General features: G+C 65.0%; 19 protein-coding genes. 10 read left to right on the top strand and 9 right to left on the bottom strand.

The annotated features are described in order from the left end of the window. Window positions 1-187: 187 nt before the first annotated feature. From P6U24_RS19285 to P6U24_RS19275, 3 genes are all read right to left on the bottom strand, one after another. Window positions 188-1,420 (bottom strand): GGDEF domain-containing protein, encoded by a 1,233-nt coding sequence (locus P6U24_RS19285; protein WP_407154109.1) that lies wholly within the window; start codon window positions 1,418-1,420, stop codon window positions 188-190. Between the two features lie 93 nt (window positions 1,421-1,513). Beyond that, a complete protein-coding gene (locus P6U24_RS19280) occupies window positions 1,514-3,022 on the bottom strand; it encodes an AMP-binding protein (RefSeq protein ID WP_407154108.1) in 1,509 nt (502 codons plus the stop codon). A 38-nt stretch (window positions 3,023-3,060) separates the two neighbouring features. Further along, a complete protein-coding gene (locus P6U24_RS19275) occupies window positions 3,061-4,899 on the bottom strand; it encodes an extracellular solute-binding protein (RefSeq protein ID WP_407154107.1) in 1,839 nt (612 codons plus the stop codon). 259 nt (window positions 4,900-5,158) lie between these two features. On the opposite strand from P6U24_RS19275, the gene P6U24_RS19270 reads away from it, so the two are divergent. Next, window positions 5,159-5,938 carry an invasion associated locus B family protein gene (locus tag P6U24_RS19270; RefSeq protein ID WP_407154106.1) on the top strand — a complete coding sequence of 260 codons (780 nt, stop codon included), beginning with the start codon at window positions 5,159-5,161 and terminating at the stop codon, window positions 5,936-5,938. Window positions 5,939-6,049: 111 nt separating this feature from the next. Here P6U24_RS19270 and hspQ read toward each other — a convergent pair whose 3' ends face one another. Then, window positions 6,050-6,382: a heat shock protein HspQ gene (hspQ, locus tag P6U24_RS19265; protein WP_407154105.1), complete on the bottom strand. Its 333-nt coding sequence runs from the start codon at window positions 6,380-6,382 to the stop codon at window positions 6,050-6,052. A gap of 106 nt (window positions 6,383-6,488) precedes the next feature. Between hspQ and P6U24_RS19260 the strand changes: the two genes are divergently transcribed. Beyond that, on the top strand, window positions 6,489-7,442 hold the full coding sequence (locus P6U24_RS19260) for an AEC family transporter (protein WP_407154104.1): 954 nt from the start codon (window positions 6,489-6,491) through the stop codon (window positions 7,440-7,442). Window positions 7,443-7,448: 6 nt separating this feature from the next. On the opposite strand, the gene P6U24_RS19255 is transcribed toward P6U24_RS19260, so the two are convergent. Continuing rightward, the gene (locus tag P6U24_RS19255; protein WP_407154103.1) at window positions 7,449-8,648 is read right to left on the bottom strand and encodes a UbiH/UbiF family hydroxylase; all 1,200 of its coding nucleotides are present in this window, start codon (window positions 8,646-8,648) and stop codon (window positions 7,449-7,451) included. A 119-nt stretch (window positions 8,649-8,767) separates the two neighbouring features. Between P6U24_RS19255 and pcsA the strand changes: the two genes are divergently transcribed. The 5 genes from pcsA (at window position 8,768) to P6U24_RS19230 (ending at window position 12,316) form a co-directional block, all read left to right on the top strand. Next, complete coding sequence (gene pcsA / locus P6U24_RS19250) at window positions 8,768-9,502, top strand: phosphatidylcholine synthase (protein WP_407154102.1); 735 nt, start codon at window positions 8,768-8,770, stop codon at window positions 9,500-9,502. Continuing rightward, window positions 9,499-10,227 carry a TerC family protein gene (locus P6U24_RS19245; RefSeq protein ID WP_407154101.1) on the top strand — a complete coding sequence of 243 codons (729 nt, stop codon included), beginning with the start codon at window positions 9,499-9,501 and terminating at the stop codon, window positions 10,225-10,227. The genes pcsA and P6U24_RS19245 overlap by 4 nt, the downstream gene beginning before the upstream one ends. Window positions 10,228-10,430: 203 nt before the next feature. Continuing rightward, window positions 10,431-11,405 carry a quinone oxidoreductase family protein gene (locus tag P6U24_RS19240; RefSeq protein ID WP_407154100.1) on the top strand — a complete coding sequence of 325 codons (975 nt, stop codon included), beginning with the start codon at window positions 10,431-10,433 and terminating at the stop codon, window positions 11,403-11,405. Between the two features lie 12 nt (window positions 11,406-11,417). After that, window positions 11,418-11,612 carry a hypothetical protein gene (locus tag P6U24_RS19235; RefSeq protein ID WP_407154099.1) on the top strand — a complete coding sequence of 65 codons (195 nt, stop codon included), beginning with the start codon at window positions 11,418-11,420 and terminating at the stop codon, window positions 11,610-11,612. 224 nt (window positions 11,613-11,836) lie between these two features. Next, a complete protein-coding gene (locus tag P6U24_RS19230) occupies window positions 11,837-12,316 on the top strand; it encodes a peptidoglycan-binding domain-containing protein (protein ID WP_407154098.1) in 480 nt (159 codons plus the stop codon). Between the two features lie 210 nt (window positions 12,317-12,526). Here P6U24_RS19230 and P6U24_RS19225 read toward each other — a convergent pair whose 3' ends face one another. The 3 genes from P6U24_RS19225 to P6U24_RS19215 form a co-directional block, all read right to left on the bottom strand. Continuing rightward, the gene (locus P6U24_RS19225; protein ID WP_407154097.1) at window positions 12,527-13,051 is read right to left on the bottom strand and encodes a DUF2867 domain-containing protein; all 525 of its coding nucleotides are present in this window, start codon (window positions 13,049-13,051) and stop codon (window positions 12,527-12,529) included. A 175-nt stretch (window positions 13,052-13,226) separates the two neighbouring features. Next, on the bottom strand, window positions 13,227-14,204 hold the full coding sequence (argC, locus tag P6U24_RS19220; protein WP_407154096.1) for an N-acetyl-gamma-glutamyl-phosphate reductase: 978 nt from the start codon (window positions 14,202-14,204) through the stop codon (window positions 13,227-13,229). A 104-nt stretch (window positions 14,205-14,308) separates the two neighbouring features. Continuing rightward, window positions 14,309-15,505, bottom strand: coding sequence for an acetylornithine transaminase (locus P6U24_RS19215; protein ID WP_407154095.1), 1,197 nt, complete (start codon window positions 15,503-15,505; stop codon window positions 14,309-14,311). Window positions 15,506-15,926: 421 nt separating this feature from the next. On the opposite strand from P6U24_RS19215, the gene P6U24_RS19210 reads away from it, so the two are divergent. Continuing rightward, window positions 15,927-17,051: a DUF2336 domain-containing protein gene (locus P6U24_RS19210; RefSeq protein ID WP_407154094.1), complete on the top strand. Its 1,125-nt coding sequence runs from the start codon at window positions 15,927-15,929 to the stop codon at window positions 17,049-17,051. Window positions 17,052-17,074: 23 nt separating this feature from the next. Here P6U24_RS19210 and rimO read toward each other — a convergent pair whose 3' ends face one another. Continuing rightward, the gene (rimO, locus tag P6U24_RS19205; protein WP_407154093.1) at window positions 17,075-18,400 is read right to left on the bottom strand and encodes a 30S ribosomal protein S12 methylthiotransferase RimO; all 1,326 of its coding nucleotides are present in this window, start codon (window positions 18,398-18,400) and stop codon (window positions 17,075-17,077) included. A 113-nt stretch (window positions 18,401-18,513) separates the two neighbouring features. Between rimO and P6U24_RS19200 the strand changes: the two genes are divergently transcribed. Together P6U24_RS19200 and P6U24_RS19195 are read left to right on the top strand one after the other, a co-directional pair. Continuing rightward, complete coding sequence (locus tag P6U24_RS19200; RefSeq protein WP_407154092.1) at window positions 18,514-19,104, top strand: ANTAR domain-containing response regulator; 591 nt, start codon at window positions 18,514-18,516, stop codon at window positions 19,102-19,104. Beyond that, window positions 19,101-20,261, top strand: coding sequence for a CmpA/NrtA family ABC transporter substrate-binding protein (locus P6U24_RS19195; protein WP_407154091.1), 1,161 nt, complete (start codon window positions 19,101-19,103; stop codon window positions 20,259-20,261). The genes P6U24_RS19200 and P6U24_RS19195 overlap by 4 nt, the downstream gene beginning before the upstream one ends. The last annotated feature ends 326 nt before the right edge of the window (window positions 20,262-20,587 follow it).

Raw genomic sequence — 20,587 nt, 5'->3', positions numbered from 1 at the left:
GTGACTCTGGATTGCTTCCGCCGTCGCCCTTCGGGCTATGGCGGGCACGTCGCTTCGCTCGCAATGACGGTGAGTTGTTGGCTAAACAGTCCAGACAATCTCTGCAGAGAAATGGATTCCGGGCTCGGGCCTTCGACACGCCCCGGAATGACGAGTGGAGAGGTCTCGCGCTCTCTCACGGCCGCGCTCAGGACGCGGCGCGGCTCATCTCATCGTAGAGCCGCGCCAGCAGGGTGCGCGCGGTATCGCCGGGCTGCAATGCTGCGACGGATATCGAGGGATCGATGCGGGCGCTGCGCCGGCCATGTGAGGTGTGACGCATCACGGCCGACAGCCGCCGCGTGATCGCCTGTGCCGATCGCAGGTCCGTCTCGGCGAACACGACGATGACGGAGCCGTTGTCCTCGCGGGTGCCGAAATCCATCCGCCGCATCAGGCGGCTGATGATGCGGGCACCGTCGAACTGCGCCCGGGGATGGTCGGGATCGAAGGCGAACCGCGCCACCGAGAGCAGGCCGCCTTGTGCTTGGGCCTGGGTCACCGCGGTGGCGAAATCGCGCGCGAAAGCGGGCTTGGTCAGAAGCCCGGTCTGGGGATCGAGCAGCCCGCCGGCATCGATGGCGCGCAAGGTGCGGTTCAGCCGTGCCTCGAAGGCGTGCTGCCGGATCAGCGGCAGCGCGTGGGCGGCGATCCGCGCCGGCTCGCCATGGACGATCTCCAGATTGGCGAGTTCGGGCGGCAGCGAGCCATGGGCAGAGGTCAGGACAACGGCGAGATTGCGAAAGCGAGTGTCCTCGGCCAGCACGGTGAGGAAGGCATCCACCACGCGCGGGGTAAAACCTTCGCCGAGCACGACGCCGTCGATGTCGCGGCTCGACAGATGTTTTGCCGCGGCCTCGATTGAGAGCGCGCCGACCACCGCCATCCGCATCCCGAGCGCGACGGACAATGCCGGATAGGACGCGCCGCGGCCGAGCAGCAGCACGGTCGCATCGTCAAGCGGATCGGTTTCGGGCAGGCTGGTGTCAACTGCCTTCTTCTCGCCGAGCCGGCGCAGCACGGTGGCGTGAAGCGCGCGAATGCGCAGCGCCGCGCGCAGACGCGCGAGCAGGCGGCTGGTCGTCTCGCCGCCTTGCGCAAAGGGAATGGCGTTGTCGGGCACGTCGCCCTCTGCGTCGAGCGCGATCAGCGGCAGATAGGGTTTCCGCGCCGCCGCGTGATGAGCGAGCCTCGCGACATCGGCTGCATCGGCACCGGTCATCACTGCCAGCACAGCGGCCGGCTGCATCCGGCCTACGGCATGAGCCGCCTCGCTCCACCCGACCTCGACGATGGGAAACAGCTTGGCGGCATCCAGGGCGGCCGTCAGCGAGGGGCGCGCGGCGGCGGAGACAAGAAGAAGCGGGCCCTGCTGGGACATCCGGGTACTCGGAACGCAAACTCAAGGGGTTCGCGATCCTAAGTCCGGCTCGTTAACGTCCCGTCAACGATCTTCGGCGCGGCTCTCCGGAGCTCAGCTCACCGGCGTGGCGCGGTCGCGGAAGGCTTCGACCATCAGCGGGTTGAGGCCGAGCTCCGCCAATGCTTCCCGGGCGCGCGCATTGTCCAGCGCCCGGCCGGCCAGCCGATGGCCGCTCAGGCGATCGGGCAGGGCCGTGAGCAGGGCACCTTGGCCGAGCCTGCGCGACCATTCGTGGAGGTCCTGCGCCAGGAAGCGATAGCCGCCGACGCCCATGACGCCGGAAGGTGGCGCGGTGATCGAGATCGTGTCGTGGGCGCGGTCGTGCCGGACGGAATATTCGGTGTCGACGAAATCGCGCGGCGGGGCCGGCATCAGCGAGTCGCTCGGCGGTGGCGGCGGCGCGTAGGCCGGCACCACCACCATCGGACCGCGCAGGCCGAGCGTGCCTTTCGGTGTCACCAGCACCTCGCCGGCAATCGACGAGCCCGGCGCTTCGCGCGGGGCGCCGTGCCTGCCGGGACGCACCGGCCCCGGCATGCCGTCCGGCGATTGCCGCCGCACCCCGAACAGCCCGGCCTCGCCGAACAAATAGACGTCGGTCATCTCGACCTGTTGCGCCGTCCAGGCGGGGCTGGAGGCGACCTGCTCGGGCGCGCGCCATAGGCCGACGACATGGCGCAGGTTGGGCAGCCGGGCGGGAAGCCGGCATTCGTCGAGCTTCAGCGCCAGCTGCGCCGGCGCAATCAACGTATCGCAGCCGGCCTCGACGAGCTGCTGCTCCAGCACCTCGGGATCGAACGGATGGTGCAATGCGAGGCTGCCGCCTGCCAGCAGCCACATCACGACGGACGAGGCGAGGCCGGCAAAGGATGACGGTACGAAGGCCGACATCAGATTGGCGCCCTGAGGCAGGTCGCTCTCGAGCGAGATGGCGAGGCCGCCCGCGATCAGGCTGAGATGGGTGCGCGGCACGGCGCGGAAACCTTCCGCAGTGACGTCAAAGGTGATGATCGCGGCCTTGCGGCCATCCTGGATCAGGTTTCGGGTCGAGCTCGAGGGCCGCGCCAGCGCCTGGTCGAGCGAGAACATGCCTTCCGGCAGGTCGGTGCCGAAACCGCAGACATGGCGGATCGAGAACGCCTCCGCCGCGGCGTGCATCGCAAGGTCGGCATGGATGACGCCATCGACCTTGCAGGTGGTGACGATCGCCCGCGCGCTGATGCGGTTCAGCGCCGCGACCAGCTCGGCCTGCCGCCACAAGAGTGGGAACACCGCGACCACGAGGCCGGCGCGATGGGCGGCCAGCACGGTCAGCATGAACTCGATCGTGTTCGGGAGTTGAACGGCGATGACGGATTGCGCAGGCAGGCCGGCATCGATGAAATGGCCCGCGAGCGCGGAGATGATCCGGTCCGCTTCAGCATAAGTCAGCACCTGCGGCGCCTGGCCGGTGATGCGCGGCTTATTGATCGGATCGGCCAGCGCGACCGCATCCGGCTTGCGCGCAAGGATGCGCTGGAACAATGCGTCAAGGGTGGGCGACGTGCTGACCTGGTTCACCTGTTACCCCGTATTGTCCCGGATGGCTCATGCCTGCGTCACCGCGCCGATGATCTTGGTGCTGCATCGGGCCGTTGCCACCAGCTTTCCGGGAGCGATCCCGTCAAGGCGGTCGTGCTCGGTCGTTCTATCCGATTCCAGCGCGCAATCCATTCGTCCGCGGCGTTAAGCACTGGAATAGCGTAGAAACCGGCCATCAGGACACGGTCAAGAGCGCGCACCGCGGCGATGAAGGCCGGCCTGTCGCGCGCGCGCAACAGCGCCGCGATCATGGCGTCGATGGCGGGATCCTTGGCGCCCATGTAGTTGCGGCTGCCGGGCTGATCGGCCGCCTCGCTGCCCCAGTAGAACGACTGCTCGTTTCCCGGCGACAGCGACTGATCCCATCGGTTCTGGATCATGTCGAACTCGTAGCCGAGGCGGCGCTGATCGAACTGCACGGCGTCGACGACCCGGACGCGGGCAGCGATGCCAGCGCGCTTGACGCTCTCGGCGTAGGCGAGCGCGATGCGCTCCTGGTCGCGCGTGCTGACCAGGATCTCGAAGGCGAGGGGTGTTCCCGTCGCCCTCTGCCGCAGCACCGTGCCATCGAGCTGATAGCCTGCCTCCGACAACAGGCCGAGCGCGCTGCGCAAGAGCGAACGGTCGCGGCCGGAGCCGTCGGTGACCGGCAGGCGATAGCTGCCGTCGAGGATGTCGGGCGGGATCTGCGCGGCATAGGGCTGCAGCAGCGCGCGCTCGGTGGCATTGGCGGGACGGCCATAGGCCGAAAGCTCGGAGCCGGCGAAATAGCCTCCGCTGCGGCGATACAGCCCGAAGAAGTAGTTGCGGTTGATCCATTCGAAGTCGAACAGCAGGGTCAGCGCGCGGCGGACACGAAGATCGGCAAATACGGGGCGGCGTGTGTTGAACACCAGGAATTGCGAGGGCTGCGGCATGCCGCTGGTGACGGTGTCGCGCACGATGTCGCCGTTCTTCACCGCGGCGAAATCATAGCCATCGTGCCAGCGCAGCGGCTCGGTCTCGACGCGAAAATCATACAGGTGGCGCCGGAACGCCTCGAACTGGCCGTTGGCTTCGCGATAGAAATCGAGCCTCACCTCGTCGAAGTTCCACAATCCACGGTTGATCGGTAGGTCGCGTCCCCAATAATCGGGATTGCGGGTCAGCGTCACGCTGGCCCCCGGATTGACCGCGGTCACGCGGTAAGGCCCGGAGCCGATCGGCGCGGCCATTGTGGTGTTCTCGAAGGTCGCGACATCGGTCGCGTGCTTGGGCAGGATCGGCATCAGGCCGAGGATCAAGGGCAGCTCGCGATCGCCCATGCCGCCGAAATCGAAGCGCACCGTCAGCGGGTCGAGTATCTCGGTCTTTGCAACCTTGCTGTAGAACTGCCGGTGATTCGGCCGCCCGTGATCGCGCAACAGCTCGAGGGAGAACACGACGTCCTCGGCCCGCACCGGCTCGCCGTCGGAAAAGCGGGCGCGTGGGTCGAGATGGAAGGTGACATAGGTCCTGTCGTCGTCGGTCTCGACGCTCTTTGCCAGCAGGCCGTAGAGGGTGAATGCTTCGTCATTACCCCTCGCCAGCAGGCTTTCGACCACATAGGTCCGGATCTGCTGCACCGGAACGCCCCGGACGATGAAGGGGTTGAGGCTGTCGAAGGTCCCCAGCAATCCCCAGGTCAGCCGGCCGCCCTTGGGGGCGTCCGGATTGACATAGGGCATATGGGTGAAATCGGCTGGGAGCGCCGGCTCGCCATGCATCGCGATCGCGTAGCTCTCCGCGGCCTCCGCCGGCACCGAAAGGGACGGCAGCAGCAGTACCGACAGACCTGCGCAGCAGGCCAGCGCGGCGACCCCTACGCGCCGCAGCATGGACGTCGGAGCGCAAGCATTTGATTCGGAACAGCTCACTTGCACCTTTTAGCATAGGGCGCCAGCAGGTAGATCGTTGCCGTCGCGCAACGTCCCGCATTGATCTTTCCGCACGCCACGTTATGAAGGCGGGCGACTAGCAGGGCGGCAACGACTGTCACTTAACCGCCTCATTTCACAAGGAGACAGCCGCACGAAACGGCTTGGTGTGGCGCCTTTGGCGGTCTCGGGCGCTGCCGTTCAGAAAGGGTTTTCCGCAATGAATTTCCGTGACTTGGCCTCGTCGGTTGGGCCGCGTGGGCGGCTCTTCGCCTTGCTGGCGGTCACCGCGCTGGCTGTTGTTCCCTTCGCCTCTGATGTCCAAGCCCAGGCCCCCGCGCCTGGAGCGCCGAAGGCGAAGGCTCCTGCACCTCGGGCTCCGGCCCCGGCTGCGCCAGCCCCGGGCGGCGCGCCGGCCGGGCAGCCACAGGCGCAGGGCCAGCCGGCGCCGGACCAGCAGATCCAGTTGATCTATGCGCCGTGGACCAAGTTCTGCCTGAAAGGCCAGGATGCGAACGCCAAGCAGGTCTGCTTCATCGGCAAGGACGGTCGCATCGAGTCCGGCCAGCCGGTCGTCGCCGCCGTGATCATCGAGCCGGAAGGCGAGCCCAAGAAGATCCTGCGCGTCACCCTGCCGCTCGGCATGCAGTTGCAGCACGGCACCCGTATCATCGTCGACAACAATGCGCCGCTGCAGAGCCCTTACGTGATCTGCTTCCAGAACGGCTGCATGTCCGACTATGAGGCGACGCCGGACCTGATCAACAGCATGAAGAAGGGCCAGAATCTCGTGGTCCAGGCGATCAACTCCAACGGCGCGCCGCTGACCCTGCCGCTGCCGCTGCAGGAAGGCGCCACCGGCAGCTTCTCCAAGGCCTATGACGGCCCGCCGACCGATCCGAAGCAGTTCGAAGAGAACCAGAAGAAGCTGCAGGAAGAGCTGCAGAAGCGCGCCGAGCAGGCGCGTCAGAAGCTTGAGCAGGCGGCTCCGGCCAAGTAGCCGCCGCCGCTCGCGGCAAGACCCTGACACGCAAAAGGCGCTCGGTTCGAGCGCCTTTTTTGCTGATCGCGGAACAACGCTGCGGCGGAATGGGACGCTGGCGCTGGAGGGTCAGTTCAGCGACGGGTTGCGCGGCCGATAGCCGCCCGACTTGTCCTTGATGAAGATTTCTGCGACCTGCGAATGACGGATAGGCTCGCCGGAATCGTCCGGAAGCAGGTTCTGCTCGGACACATAGGCGACGTACTCGGAATCCGCATTCTCCGCCAGCAAGTGGTAGAACGGCTGATCCTTGTGCGGACGGACGTCCTCAGGGATCGACAGCCACCACTCCTCGGTGTTGTTGAATTCCGGATCGATGTCGAAGATCACGCCCCGGAACGAGAAGATCCGGTGCCTGACAATCTGACCGATCTGGAACTTGGCGGTTCGCGCTTTGATCATCCCTGTCGAATAGACCAGGATGGGCGTCGATGCTAGTGCCCTGGGGGTGATTTAATCTCATCCCCAAGCCCCGCGTTCCCGCCAATCCCCCGTCAGCCCCCTCCGCATGATCGATATTCTGAACCTCGCGCTGCCTTATTTCGGCGTGGTTTTCATCGGCTTTGCCTGCGGCAAGCTCAAGAAGCTGCCCGACACCGGGCTCGCCTGGATGAACTTCTTCCTGCTCTACGTCTCGCTGCCGGCGCTGTTGTTCGGCATCATGTCGAAGACGCCGTTTGCCGAACTCAACAATCCGCCGTTCCTGGTTGCGACCACGCTGTCGACCATGATCGCATTCTCGGTCGCGCTTGCGGTCGGGCGCTTTGCGGCCAAGCTGTCGCTGCGCCAGGCGACGATGGCGGGGCTTGCCGGAGGCTATGGCAACATCGGCTACATGGGGCCGGGGCTCGCGCTCGCGGTGCTCGGGGCCAAAGCGGCGGCGCCGACCGCACTGATCTTCTGCTGCGACAGCATCTTCCTGTTTTCGATCGTGCCGCTCCTAATCGAGCTGACCGACAAAGATCATCCCTCCGCATTGCATGCAATGCGTGTAGTTGTGCGGCAGATCGTATTCAACCCGCTGATCGTCTCGACCTGCGCCGGCGCGCTCGCTGCCGCCGTTCATTTTCAGCCGCCGGTCGCGCTCGACCGTACCTTGCAGTTCCTGCAGAACGCCGCCGCGCCAAGCGCGCTGTTCGTGCTCGGCGTGACGGTGGCGCTGCGTCCGTTCGAGCGCGTGCCATGGGAAGTGCCAGGGGTGATCGCGGTGAAGCTCGTCATCCACCCGCTGCTGTCATTTGCGCTGATGCTGCTGTTCGGTCCGTTCGCGCAGCCATGGGCCGCGACCGCGGTGCTGATGGCATCGCTGCCGCCCGCGCTCAACGTGTTCGTGATCGCTCGGCAGAACGAGACCTGGATCGAGCCCGCTTCCGTCGCGGTCCTGATCGGCACCTTTGCATCCGTCGTCACGCTGACCAGCGTAATGTGGTTGATCCAGAGCGGACGACTGGTGTTTCCGTGAGGCTTGCTAACTGGCGCGGCGATCGGTGCGCCACGATGGCGCCAAGCCTTCGCGCATCGCGAGCCGCCGTAGCGGCCCGATCGCGCCGAGCACGTGCATGCCGGCAGCGCGCAGCGACTGCATCGGCAGGAAGTCACTGAGCAGCGAGCGATTGGCGACATCGATCACGAAGGTGCGGCTCAGGATGTCCGCGCGGCGTGCCGCCGCATAGCGCGTCAGCACCAGCGGCGCACCTATATCCTCGCCAGCCGTAATCGCCTTGCCGACGATGTCAGCGATATCCATCGCGTCGCGCAGACCGAGATTCAGGCCTTGCGCGCCGATCGGCGGCACCACATGGGCGGCTTCGCCGACCAGCGCGATGCGGCGGTCTGCGTAGCGACGCGGCCGCTCGATCGAGAGCGGAAACATGTGGCGCCCGGGCTCGACATGGACGCGGCCGAGGATCGAGTGCGACTGCTTTTCGGCGGCCGCCGACAGCGCCTCGTCGTCGAGCGCGAACATCCGTTCGGCTTCCTTCGGCGTGGTGACCCAGACGATGCTGCAACGGTCCCCACGCAGGGGCACGAACACGCACGGCCCATGCGGGGTGTGAAATTCGGTGGACGTGCCGTGATGCGGCCGCGCATGGGTGATGTTGAAGGTCAGCGCGGTCTGTCCGAGTTCGCGGCGGCTCACGCCGATCCCGGCGGCCTCGCGGCACAGCGAATGGCGTCCGTCGGCGCCGACGGCGAGCCGCGCGGTGACCGACCGGCCCGAGACCGTCGTGATGGTGACCGACTCCGCGTCCGGCACCACGATTTCGGCATCTTCGGCGATCCGGGTCAGGCCAGGGCAGGCGGCGGCGCATTGCTCCAGCGCCTCGACCAGCGTGCGGTTCTCGATATTGTAGCCGAACATGTCGCGCCCGATCTCGCTCGCGCTGAAGCGGACTTCCGGCGCGCGGATCAGCCGGCCGGTGTCATCGACCAGCCGCATCGTCTTGAGCGCGGCGGCCTTGTCATGACAGAGCTGCCAGACACCGAGAGCATCGAGGAAGTCGACCGAGCCGCCGAGCAGGGCGGTGGTGCGGTTGTCGGCATAGGGCGCACGGCGCGCCACGAGCACCGTGCTGGCTCCGGCTTGCGCCAACGCGGTCGCAGCAGTGAGGCCCGCGGGGCCACCGCCGACGACGGCGACATCGAAGGAAGTGGGAGTGTCTGTCATACCCAGGACATTTGACCGTCCAACCGGCTTTTTCAAGCCCGTTCCATCCGCCTGCGCGGCGCAAAGCCGCAACCGGCGATGTGCAATTGGTCCCGATTCCTGCTAGCACTGCCGCCGCTATGGACCAGGTGGGACAGACGAGACCAATCGCGGTGACGAAGGCGCGGCGCGCGGCGGCGCTTTCGGTGCACGTGTTCACCGCACTTGGGGCCGGTGTGGCGCTGCTTGCGACGCTCGAGGCTGTGCGCGAACATTGGACCGCGATGTTCTGGTGGCTCGGCGTGGCGCTCGCGATCGACGGCCTCGACGGTCCGATGGCGCGGCGGCTGGACGTGGTGAACGTGCAGCCGGACTGGTCCGGCGAGGTGCTCGACCTCGTCGTCGATTTCACGACCTATGTGTTCGTGCCGGCCTATGCGATCACGACGAGCGGCATGCTGCTGCCGCTGGCCGCGCCCGTGCTCGGCGTCGCCATCGCGGTGACCGGAGCGCTGTATTTCGCCGACCGCCGCATGAAGAGCGACGACAATCATTTTCGCGGCTTCCCGGGCCTGTGGAACATCGCCGCCTTCTATTTGTTCCTGCTGCATCCTTCTCCGGTGCTGGCAAGTCTCTTGGTGGCCATCCTGATCGCGCTGACCTTCGTGCCGTTTCACGTCATCCATCCGGTGCGCGTGCGGCGTTTGCGGTGGCTGACCCTGTCCTTGGTCACGCTGTGGTCGCTGCTCGTCGCCCACGTTCTGTTGTGGGATTTTGCCGTCGGTGTCCCGACCGTGGCGCTGCTCTGTGCGATCGGCCTCTACATCGTCGCCAGCGACTCGGCGATCCGGCTGCTGAGATCGCTCAAGGCATGATGGCACTCCTGACCACCCCGGAAGCCTGGGCTGCGCTCTTGACCCTGACCGCGCTCGAGATCGTGCTCGGCATCGACAACGTCATCTTCCTGTCCGTCATCGTGTCGCGCATTCCGCAGCCGCAAGCGACGCGGGCGCGGCAGATCGGGCTGGCGCTGGCGCTGCTGTTCCGGATCCTGCTGCTTAGCATCCTGGTGTGGCTAATCGGCCTGACGCAACCGGTGATGACGGTTGCTGGCTTCGACCTGTCCTGGCGCGACCTGATCCTGATCGGCGGCGGCCTGTTCCTGATCGCCAAGGCAACCCACGAGATTCATGCCGAGGTGGACGCGGGCGAGGAAGAGGGCGAGCAGAAGAGCGGCGGCGCGCGCGCCTTCTCCCTGGTCATCCTGCAGATCATCATCATCGATCTCGTATTCTCGCTCGACTCGATCATCACGGCGATCGGCATGGCGCAGGAGCTCGAGATCATGATCGCGGCGGTCGTGATCGCGGTCGTGATCATGTATGTCTCCTCGGGGCCGGTGGCGCGTTTTGTGGCGAACCATCCGACCACCAAGATGCTGGCGCTGGCTTTCCTCGTGCTGATCGGCGTCGCGCTGGTCGCGGACGGATTCCATTTCCACATTCCCCGCGGCTATATCTACTTCGCAATCGCGTTTGCCGTCGCCGTCGAGTTCTTCAACGTGCTGGCCTCGCGCAACCGCAGGAAGCGCGTTCGATAGAACGTTGCGGCCACGGGCGTCGAGTTGACAAGCCTGTCCTGATCGCCTTCGCTTGATGGAACCGGCGCCGACCAGTCAAGGCGTGACGGCGGCCGGCCCTGCCATGCCTGAAATCTCATGAGAATCAGGTATTTGTATTATCGCGTTACGGCCGGCGTCCCGATCGAAGCCGTGCGCGCCGGCGATGGAAGGAGACGACCGAGATGGCCAAGGCGGTGCGCGTGCACAAGGTGGGGGGTCCCGAGGCGCTCGTCTATGAGCCGGTCGAGATCGCCGCACCCGGCCCCGGCGAGGTGCGCATCCGCCAGCATGCCGTCGGCTTGAACTTCATCGACGTCTACTACCGGACCGGCCTGTACAAGGCGCCCGGCCTGCCGTTCATCGCCGGCAACGAGGCGTCCGGCGAGGTGCTGTCGGTCGGCCCCGGCGTGACGCATTTCCACCCCGGCGATCGCGTCGCCTATTACGATAATCTCGGTGCCTATGCGACCGAGCGCAACATCGCCTGGCAGCGCCTGGTCAAGCTGCCCGACCACATCACCTATGAGCAGGGCGCGGTGTTGATGCTCAAGGGGCTGACGGTCTGGTACCTCTTGCACAAGACCTTCAAGGTCGAGCCGCATCATCGCGTGCTGATCCACGCGGCGGCCGGCGGAATCGGGCTGCTCGCCTGCCAATGGGCGCGGGCCATGGGCGCGCATGTCATCGGCACGGTCGGATCGCGCGCCAAAGCCGACCTCGCGCTCGCCAATGGCTGCGACCACGTCATTCTCTACAACGAGGAAGACTTCGTCGCGCGCGTCAAGCAGATCAGCCGCAACGAGGGCTGCGACGTGGTCTATGACGGCGTCGGCAAGGCGACCTTTCCGGGCTCATTGTCCTGCCTGAAGCCGCGCGGCATGTTCGTCAGCTTCGGCAACGCCTCCGGCCCGGTGCCGCCGTTCTCGATCGCCGAGCTCAACAATCACGGCTCGCTGTTTGCGACCCGGCCCAAGCTCAACGACTATATCGGCAAGCGCTCGGAGCTCCTGGAAGGCGCCGATACGCTGTTTGCAGCCGTGATCAGCGGCAAGCTGCACGTGCCGATCAATCACGCCTATGCGCTGAAGGATGCGGCCAAGGCCCACACCGACCTCGAAAGCCGCGCCACCACGGGAGCGTCGATATTGAAGCCTTGACGGGATGAGGTCATGAGCGACAGTGGAAATCAGGTCTTGATAGCGCTCGTCCTGATGGTCAACCAATATCTGGACAAGCATGGAGATGAAGTTGATAGTCGCTCGATCTCTGCCGGAGAACACGCCATTGAGGCGCTTGCTAGCGCTGGCTTGATGGAGGTTGTCGGTAACCCATCAGGCAGCGGCGCAGGGCGCACGGCGTCGTAACCGTGTGCGCCTTGGATGCAGCTAGCGGTGCGCCCATCGCATGCCCCCAGCGTGCGATGCGGCGTAACAATCGGCTCGAGGCTGGGGAACCGTGTGCCATGGACCACAGTTACCCCCCAACGAAGCGGAGTGGCGCCGCCCGATATTGATGGTTCGGGGCAGCGCGGTGTATCTCTATTTTCGAGAACAAATCATCGGCAGACTTCAGGGGCGAGGGAAAGGCCATGCGTGCCTTGATCCTGGCATTGTCTATCCTAGCGATCGTCGACAGCGCGCACGTTGCTACGGCTGGTCTGAGCAACACACCCCGTGAAACGTTGGCACCCGCCGATACGGTGATCGCCACCAGCGACGCGACCAAGGAGACCGAGGATCAGATCGGCCTCACCAAGGCCAAGCGTCGACAAGTGCAACGTGGGCTAACTAGGCTCGGGTTCGACACCAAGATCAATGGGAAGTTCGACGACTCGACTCGCGCCGCCATCGCGCGCTGGCAGGAGGAGCACGGCTACCCCGCGACCGGTTTCCTCAATGCCGCCCAGCACAAGGTCCTAACGGAGGCTGCGAGGGAGGCTGGCAAATCTGACCATCAAGCCCGTCGTCGCGCTGGGGGCCGTGCGCGCTATTCGCGTGGTGTCGGCGGTCCAATCGGCGCGATCGGCGGCGCTGTGCACAGTGTAGTGGGCGGAATCTTCCGCAGGTGACTCGTCCAGCCCAAAAGAGTTGGAAGACGCCCATCGCAGCCTAGCACTTTGTGAAACGGCTGCTGCGCTGACGCGCCGGGCTGACGTTGAGCGCCGGGATCGCGCGCAGGGAGTCCGGCCGGGGCCGCATTGAGCAGCAGCCGGCCTCGAAGCCTGGGCCACGATCGACCTCGCGATCGGCAGCTTGGTTCCGGCTCTCCCAACCGTGCTCTACTGCAGTTGTGTCTGTGCACAGCGTGCAAGGTTGGCCCTGACCACGAGGTGATGAAAAGGCCTGATCGCGTTGAGATAGGTGAAGCCCAAGGCATTATGGGTATGCACAACGGTCGTCGCGATGAGCAACGTGCCCATTGGAGAATGGCGTCGGAGCAGAGATAGCCGGAAGTCCAGGTGTCGGTCATCCGTACCGAGCACGATTTCGTCCTTGCCCTCCCAGTGCACCGGGAAGAAGTCCACCCGTTCATGGCTGTCCCGGGACGTCCTGACCGTATCGGAGGTTTTGATGCCAAAGGGCGTAACCATGGCGTCGCGCAGGGCGATCAACGCTTTTTGCCACGCGGGTGGATTGACAAGCGTCCGCGTCGCCAGCTCACGCATGCTCGCCTGTTCCGACGCACTCAAGTCAATGCTGTAGCTATCGAGTAGACTGGCGTTCTCGTACCAGCTCGCAACGACACTTTCCAACGGCGGCGTCGTCCGGCGTACCTGCGGTTTGCGGTCTAAACCCATGCTCATGATGATGTCACCTCTTCAAGGGGCCATCAAGCACGGGGCGTGAAGACAAGCAAATCGCCTCAGCCGATCGACCAGGCAGGCAACGTTCACGGGCACGTTCTATCCTGACGAACAAATCCAAAAAGCTATCACAGGCCACCAAGCAACGACTGACAACACGGACTCGCAGACGATCTCAGGGCCAAACAGGTACGCCGTCCAGCCCTGCGGTTTCCGGCAGGCCGCAGATCAGGTTCGCATTCTGCACCGCCTGACCGGCCGCTCCCTTGCCGAGATTGTCGACCACGCCCATCGCGATCACCAGGTTTCGCTCTGGATCGGCGGCATAGCTGACGAACGCAAGGTTCGAGCCGGTCGCCCATTTGGTCTGCGGCGGCTTGTCGATCACACGGACGAACGCCCGCCCGGCGTAGAAGCCCCTAGCCGCATCCAGGCACTGGCCCGTGGCGGCGCGGCCGCGGCAGTAAATGGTGGCGAGCACGCCGCGGGTCATCGGCACCAAATGTGGCGTGAACACCAGCCCGCCCGCGCTGCCGCCACTCAGCCGCTCGATCGTCTTGGCAATCTCGGGCATGTGGACGTGCTTGAGCAAACCGTAGGGCAGCAAGTTCTCATTGCTCTCGGCGTAGCCGAACTTGCTGTCGGCGCCGCCCCGGCCGGCACCGGAAATGCCGGTCTTGACGTCGATCACGATGTTGCCAGGCTCGATCAGCTTGTTGACCAGCAGCGGCGCCAGCGCGTTCAGCGTCGCCGCGGGGAAGCAGCCGGGGTTGGCAACGCGGGTCTGACCCTCAATCTCGGCTGGCCAGACGTCGGCCAAGCCGTACGCCCAACCCTCGACGTAGCGGTGGTCGCCGCCGATGTCGACGATCTTCACGTCCTTGGGGACGCGCGCCAGCGCCTCGGCCGAGGCGCCCGTGGGCAGTGACGCGAACAGCAGGTCGAGCTTCGGCAGAGTCACAGGGTCCCACTTCTCGATCACCAGCTCGGCCAGCTTGGCCGGCACACCGGGGAAGCGGTCCACCAACCGGCTTCCGGCGCTGCCCTCGCCCGCGGCGTAGATGAGCTCGAACGACGGGTGGCTCGCGACCAGGCGCATCGCCTCGCCGCCGCCAAAACCGCTGATCCCGACAATGCCGACGCGAATGTTCATGCTGGTATCCTACTGCTGGAGTGAACGAACAAGTTTGCTACCGAGCCTCGTGGGAGGGATCGAAGCTCCGAATCTGGAAATCAAAATCGCCGCAGGGCAGGTGGCTAGGCCACCCGCCGCGCGACGCCCGCTTTGGTCAGGATCGCATCGAGCGGGCCGATCATCTCGTCGATCTCGGCGCGGGTGACGTTGAGTGCGGGCATGAAGCGCAGGGAGTCCGGGCGCGGGGCGTTGAGCAGCAGCCCAGCCTCGAAAGCCTGCGCCACGATGGACATCGCGATCGGCAGCTTGAGATCGAGCGCGAGCAGGAGGCCGCGTCCGCGCACCTCGCCGAGCCCGTGCCGCGCCGAGATCCGCTGCAGCTCGCTTTCCAGGTAGAGACCAGCGTCTGTGACGGATTTCAGGAAGGACGGTTTACCAATCTCGCCCAGCACGGCGAGACCGGCCGCGCACATCAAGGGATTGCCGTTGAAGGTGCCGCCCTGGTCGCCATGCTCGAAGCACGAGGCTTGTTCGGTTGCGAGCAATGCGGCCAGCGGCACGCCGCCGCCGATGCCCTTGCCGAGCGTCATGATGTCGGGCGTGATCTCGGCATGCTCATAGGCAAACAGCTTGCCGGTTCGCCCCATGCCGGTCTGGATCTCGTCGACGATCAGCAGCAGACCGTACTGCTGCGTCAGCGCGCGCAGCTCTTTCAGGAAGGCGTCCGTCGCGGGCCAGACACCGGCCTCGCCCTGGATCGGCTCCAGCATCACCGCAACCGTCTTGTCGCTGATCAGCGCTTCGACCGAGCCGATATCGTTGAGCCGCGCCTTGGGAAAGCCCGGCACCTTCGGCTCGAACAAGGGCTCGAATGCCTTCTTGCCGGAGGCTGACATGGTGGCGAGCGTGCGGCCGTGGAAGCCGCCCTCGAAGGTGATGATCTCGAACGCGCCGCCTTTGTGCAAGGAGCCGTATTTGCGCGCGAGCTTGATCGCGCCCTCGTTGGCTTCGGCACCGGAATTGGCGAAGAACACCTGATCGAAGCACGATTGATCGACCAGCGCCTTCGCGAGCTTCAGGGCCACGTCGTTGTAATAGGCCGGGCTTGGCGTGATCAGCCGATTGGCCTGCTCGGCAAGAGCTTGTGCCACGGCGGGAGGTGCGTGGCCGAGCGAAGTCACGGCCCAACCCTGGATGAAGTCGAGATAGCGTTTGCCGTCATCGTCCCACAGCCAGGAGCCCTTGCCCTGGACGAATACCGTTTTGGGGCGAGCGGTGATCTCCATCAGCGCGTCGTACGGATGGGTATTGCTCAGCATCTCGAACTCTCCTGCGTGTGGGATGGAAGTCTGTGGCCAAAAAGCGAGAAGGCCGCTCCGGGTGGGAGCGGCCTTCTCGAAAACTGGAAGCTGAAGCGGTTAGCTGATCAGCATCGTCCTCGGACATGGCGCGCCCCGGCATCGTCACGGCGGTGACGACGGCATGCGGCGGCGCGGCGGTTGGTCCGGTTGAGGATCATGCCGCAGCCATACAGGCGCGAAACCAGCGATGTCAAGGCGGTATGGGAGCCCGATAGGCCGATTTTGCCCATCGCGGTCCGGGCAGCTTTGGCGGCAGCAGCCTTCGGCAGCAGCTTTGGCCGTATCAGTACGGCCGCCAGGTTATCTACAATTTTACCAAACTTTTAGGCTCGGCCTTTACCTTCGCGCTGCAACTGGAAGCGAGCGCTCAGGACGAGCGATGTCCAACTCCAATCTCACGATCGCCGACGAGGTGGCGGCGGCGATTGCCGCCGGCTCCGCCGAACGTTGCTGCGAGATGGCGGAGCGCGTGACGGCCCTGTTCGTCGCGTCCGCAGCCAGCTTCGACCTCGAGCAACACGCGCTATTCGCCGACATTTTTGAGCGCCTCGTCAATACGATCGAGCTGCGCGCGCTCGCCGACGTCAGTGCGCGCATCGCGCTTGCGGAGCTCAGCACCCAGCTCGCGCCGTTGTCGCAGGCGCCGGCCGCGTTGATCCGCAGGCTGGCGCATCACGACGAGATTTCCATTGCCGGGCCGGTATTGTCGGAATCGCCCAAGCTCGGTGCCGATGCGTTGATCGAGATCGCAAGGACCAAGAGCGAGCAGCACCTGCTTGCGATCGCCGGGCGCTGGTGGCTGCAGGAGATCGTCAGCGATGAGCTGCTGAAGCGGCGCTACCGCAGCGTCATGCTGCGCCTGATCAAGAATCCTGGCGCGCGTCTCTCGGCCGCCGGCTTTGCCGCGATTGTCAGGGATGCATTGGGGGATGCCGAGCTTGCGGTGGAGACCGGGATCCGGGCCGACCTGCCGCCGGAGCTGCGGCGGAAGCTGCTGCGCGGCGCGACCGAGGCGGTGAGGGCGCGGCTGCTATCGCGCGCACCGCCGCATCTCTATGAGGAAATCCGCAGCGCCATCACCGCAGCCGAGACCGAAACCGACCGGGAGATGTCCCGGCCGCGCGATTTTGCCGGAGCCAAGCTGTTCGCCGCGCGACTGAAGAAGGAAGGCAAGCTGACGGAGCCAGTGCTGCTCGAATTTGCAAGGCAGCACCGTTACGAGGACACCACAGCGGCACTGGCCGAACTGTCAGGCTCGAGCTTAGAGGTGGTGCGTCCGCTGATGCAGAGCCTGCGCAGCGACGGCATTCTCATTCCCTGCAAGGCTGCCGGCCTGCAATGGGAGACGGTGGTCGCCGTGCTCGACAGCCGCTTCATGTCGGGCGCGACCAATCCGGATGAGCTGGCCAAGCTCAAGAGCAAGTACGCCGTACTCACCGCGGACGAAGCACACCGGCTGCTCAAGCTCTGGGCGGTACGCTCGGTCGCCAGCGGCGCGCACTGAATTTCGCCCGCGCGCCGGCCCCGTCAGAACCCGGCGACCGTGCCGTGGAGGTCGTATTCGTCCGCGCGCTCGATCTTGGCGGTGACGATCTCGCCGACCCGCAGGGGGCGGCGACTCGACAGATAGACAGCGCCGTCGATCTCGGGAGCGTCGGCCTTCGAACGGCCTTTGGCGACGGTGGGACCGACCTCATCGACGATCACCTGCTGGCGCGTGCCGACCTTGCGCTTCAGCTTGCGCGCGGAGATCTTCTGCTGCCGCGCCATCAGCGCGTCCCATCGCTCCTGTTTGACCTCGGGAGGCACCTGGTCGGGCAGAGCGTTGGAAGTGGCGCCGGCCACCGGCTCGTATTTGAAGCAGCCCAGCCGGTCGATCTCGGCCTCATCCAGCCAATCGAGCAGATCGTTGAAATCGGCTTCCGTCTCGCCGGGGAAGCCGACGATGAAGGTCGAGCGCAGCGCGAGGTCCGGACATTGCGCGCGCCAGGCCTTGATCCGGTCGAGCATCTTGTCCTGCGCGGCCGGGCGCCGCATTGCCCTCAGCACGTTCGGGCTCGCGTGCTGGAAGGGAATGTCGAGGTAAGGCAGGACCTTGCCGTCGGCCATCAGGCCGATGACCTCGTCGACATGCGGATAGGGGTAGACGTAGTGCAGGCGCACCCAGGCGCCGAGCTCGCCGAGCTCGCGGGCGAGGTCGATGAACTTGGCCCGCACGGAACGGTCCTTCCACGCGCTCTCGGCATATTTCAGATCGACGCCGTAGGCTGAGGTATCCTGCGAAATGACCAGGAGTTCCTTGACGCCAGCCGCGACCAGCCGCTCCGCCTCGCGCAGCACGTCCGCGGCCGGGCGCGAGACCAGGTCGCCGCGCAGCTTGGGGATGATGCAAAAGCTGCAGCGATTGTTGCAGCCCTCGGAAATCTTCAAATAGGCATAATGGCGCGGCGTCAATTTGATGCCCTGCGGCGGCACCAAATCGAGATGCGGGTTATGCACCGGCGGCAGCGCGCGATGCACGGCATCCAGCACGCTCTCATATTGTTGCGGCCCGGTGATCGACAGCACGTCCGGATAGGCTTTCTCGATCGCCTCGGGTTCCGCGCCCATGCAGCCGGTGACGATGACCTTGCCGTTCTCCGCCATGGCCGAGCCGATCGCCGACAGCGACTCCTGCTTGGCGCTGTCGAGGAAGCCGCAGGTGTTCACGATGACGACATCGGCGCCGTCATGCTTGCGGGCGAGCTCATAGCCTTCGGCGCGCAGCCGCGTGATGATGCGCTCGGAATCCACGAGGGCCTTGGGGCATCCGAGCGAGACAAAGCTGATTTTGGGCGCGGCGGCCTGCGACATGTCTGAATCTGCCTGATTGATGGGCGTCAGCTAGTCCGAATTGCCCATAAAGACAAGGCTTTGAGGCGGAATAGACCGTGGTATGGATGATGGGCCGAAGACCTGAGTGATCGATGAGCGCCGACCAATCGCCCAAAATCGTCATTGTCGATGAGAGTCCCATCCGCGCTGCTATCCTGGAAGAGGGGCTGCGTGAAGCCGGCTTTAACGGTGTCGTGCATATCAGCGAGATGCAGGGGCTGCTGGCGCGAATCTATGCGCTGGATCCCGATGTAATCGTGATCGACCTGGAGAATCCGAGCCGCGACGTGCTGGAACAAATGTTTCAGGTCAGCCGCGCGGTGCGCCGGCCGATCGCGATGTTCGTCGACCAGAGCGACGCTGCCTCGATCCAGGCCTCGGTGGAGGCCGGCGTTTCGGCCTACATCGTCGATGGCCTGAAGAAGGAGCGCATCAAGCCGATCCTCGACCTCTGTATCTCCCGCTTCAATGCCTTCTCCAAGCTGCAGGACGAGCTGGAACGGGCGAAGTCGGCGCTGGAGGATCGCAAGGTGATCGACCGCGCCAAGGGAATTCTGATGAAAATGAAAGGCTTCACTGAAGAGGAGGCCTATGTCCTGCTGCGCTCCACGGCGATGCGCGAGAAGAAGAAGATCGGCGAGATCGCGCAATCGATCCTGACCGCGTCGGAGATCCTGAAATGACGGGCGCGCTTCGCATAGGTTTCATTCCGCTGGTCGACGCTGCCGCGCTGATCGTGGCCGTCGATCACGGGTTTACCGCGGCCGAGGGTCTTGATGTGACCCTGGTACGCGAAGTGTCGTGGTCGAACGTGCGCGACAAGCTCAATATTGGGCTGTTCGATGCAGCGCATCTACTCGCGCCGGTGGCGATCGCCTCCAGCCTTGGTATCGGGCACGTGAAGGTGCCGATCGCGGCTCCCTTCAGTCTCGGTGTCAACGGCAACGCCATCACCGTGTCGCCGGCACTGCAGGCCGAACTCATGGCGAACATCGAAGGTGACCGCTTCGATCCGATGGCGACAGCGCTGGCGCTGGCGCGTGTCGTCGCCAGGCGGCGCAAGGATGGCGCGGAGCCGCTGACCTTCGCCATGACGTTCCCGTTCTCCACCCACAACTACCAGCTGCGGTTCTGGATGGCGGCCGGCGGAGTCGATCCGGATGAGGATGTGCGGCTTGTGGTGCTGCCGCCGCCCTACATGGTCGACAGCCTGGCCAGCGGCCATGTCGACGGCTTCTGCGTCGGCGCGCCCTGGAACTCGATCGCGGTCGATCAGGGCCGTGGTCACATCCTGCACTTCGGCTCCGACATTCTTGGGCATGCGGCCGAGAAGGTGCTGGCGCTCAGGCAGAGCTGGGCGGAAAAAAATCCAGACGCGGTGGCGGCGCTGGTCCGCGCCTGTGCCCGTGCGGGGGCTTTTATCGAAGCCAATCGCAGTGACGCCGCGGCTATCCTGGCCCGGCCCGAGCGCATCGGCGTGGCCGCCGAAACCATCCAGCGCACGCTCGAGGGCCGGCTGAAGATCTCGCCGGACGGAACGGTGCGCGAAAGCGCGCACTATCTGCTGGTCGGACGGGAGCAGGCGGCACGCCCGGATCCCGTCCAGGCGGCGTGGCTCTACTCGCAGATGGTGCGCTGGGGCCAGACACCGCTGAGCTCGAACGCGCTGCGCACGGCGATGGACGTGTTCCGGCGTGACATCTACGAGACCATCCTTGGTCCGGTAACCGGCGACAACGCTACCAAGGACGGCGTTGGGGCATTCGCCGGACCGTCATTCGATCCGGCCGATATTGCGGGCCATCTGAACGCCTTTGCAATCAGCCGCTGGAAGCCTTGATCTGTTCTGCCTATTTCTTACGCAATATTTGCGAGCGACTAACATCTAGGCTGTTTGCACGCTTTTCGCAGGCATACGGCGGGGTAGGCCATCTCAGGGCTTTGCTCCATGGCCTTGAATTTCCTCATTTTTTCTGACGGCCAAAGCTGGCACGCAATTTGTATGTTGCATTGCGGTCGGCCGCCACAGATGCCGCCGTCCGCAAATCCCAGATGGATTTCCGCAGCAACGAAGCTGGCCGGAGCCCCTGAGGGAGTGAACGGCGACAACGCCGGTCGGCTCCTGATGGTCGGTTCCCCAATACGTCCTTTGGCGCCACCGCAGCC

Origin of the sequence: Bradyrhizobium sp. STM 3557 (assembly GCF_045571465.1) — a bacterium.
Lineage (GTDB): Bacteria > Pseudomonadota > Alphaproteobacteria > Rhizobiales > Xanthobacteraceae > Bradyrhizobium.
The sequence above is the reverse complement of the archived record's forward strand: the minus strand, read 5'-3'. Positions and strand labels throughout refer to the sequence as shown.